Origin of the sequence: Rugamonas rubra, assembly GCF_900114705.1 — a bacterium.
Lineage (GTDB): Bacteria > Pseudomonadota > Gammaproteobacteria > Burkholderiales > Burkholderiaceae_D > Rugamonas > Rugamonas rubra.
On sequence record NZ_FOTW01000081.1, the window covers coordinates 1 to 1048 of the forward strand.

Sequence of the window (1048 nt, forward strand, 5' to 3'; positions counted from 1 at the left end):
ATTGATAGGGCAGCATGGCCCCAAGGATATACGCGTCAAGTTCGGTCAAGCTCTGTTCGAGCACATCAATGTGTACCTTGATGTGCTCAAGGATAAAGCGGTGTCGCGCCGTCAGATCGCCATCGAGCGCGGCCTGCAGTTCTTCACGTCTAAGTTTGAGTCTGCCCCGCGCCATATCGAGCAATGCGTTGATCGGCTTGCCATCGATCAGGCCTGCAACCATCTCGCGCGCCGACAAGCCGTTGATGTCGCTGACGACACCGCCCAACTTGATGCCGCCGTCGTCGAGGATTTTGTGCAACCGGTTGATTTCACTTGCGCGCATGGCGGTGAGCTTGCGCCGGTAGCGCGACACCAGCCGCAGTTCGCGCAAGTCCTGAGGCGGGATGAAGCTGCCGCGCACCAGCCCGAAACGGGCCAGCACGGCCAACCACTGCGAATCGTTCATGTCCGTTTTTCTGCCTGGGACATGTTTGACGAAATGCGCGTTGACGACCCAGGCATTGATGCCGTCCCGCTCCAGATGGGCGTAGAGACTTTTCCAGTAGATGCCGGTACTCTCCATGACCACCAGTTCCACGCCCAGTTCGGCTAGCCAGGTGGACAGTGCGCGGCAATCGCGCTTGAAGCCGCCGAACTCGCGACTCTGTTGTTCGATGGTGCCGCCGGCATGTTCGACGACGACTGTGACGACATGCAGCATCTTATGCACGTCGATGCCGGCGACGCGTCGGTAAAGTGGGGATAGTCCTTCCATGATATTGCTCCTGTGACTAAAATTAAAAATGGAGCACAGGGCATCGATGAACTGGAAAACGCCTCAGACTAAACTCAGTCTGGGTCTCTTTACCGTGCGTGCTACGGCAGTAAGCAACCGCCGCGCAACAGTTGGGGGTGCGGGCCAGTTCGGGTAGGCCTGGTTATACACGGGGTCGGGCCACCATTGAGATTGCGGTCTTTGGTGTCCTGTGCGCCACTGCCTATTCTCCGCCCTGATGAGCTTTCATGCTTGGGGGCGATGCCGACTCGCCTCATGACCGGTTATACA

1 protein-coding gene is annotated in these 1048 nt (G+C 58.0%); it reads right to left on the reverse strand.

The window, feature by feature from the left end; all coding sequences use genetic code 11:
- Positions 1-757 (reverse strand): IS110 family RNA-guided transposase (locus BM252_RS29795; protein ID WP_139236840.1); only part of this gene is annotated, 757 nt, incomplete at its 3' end.
- Positions 758-1048 lie beyond the last annotated feature (291 nt).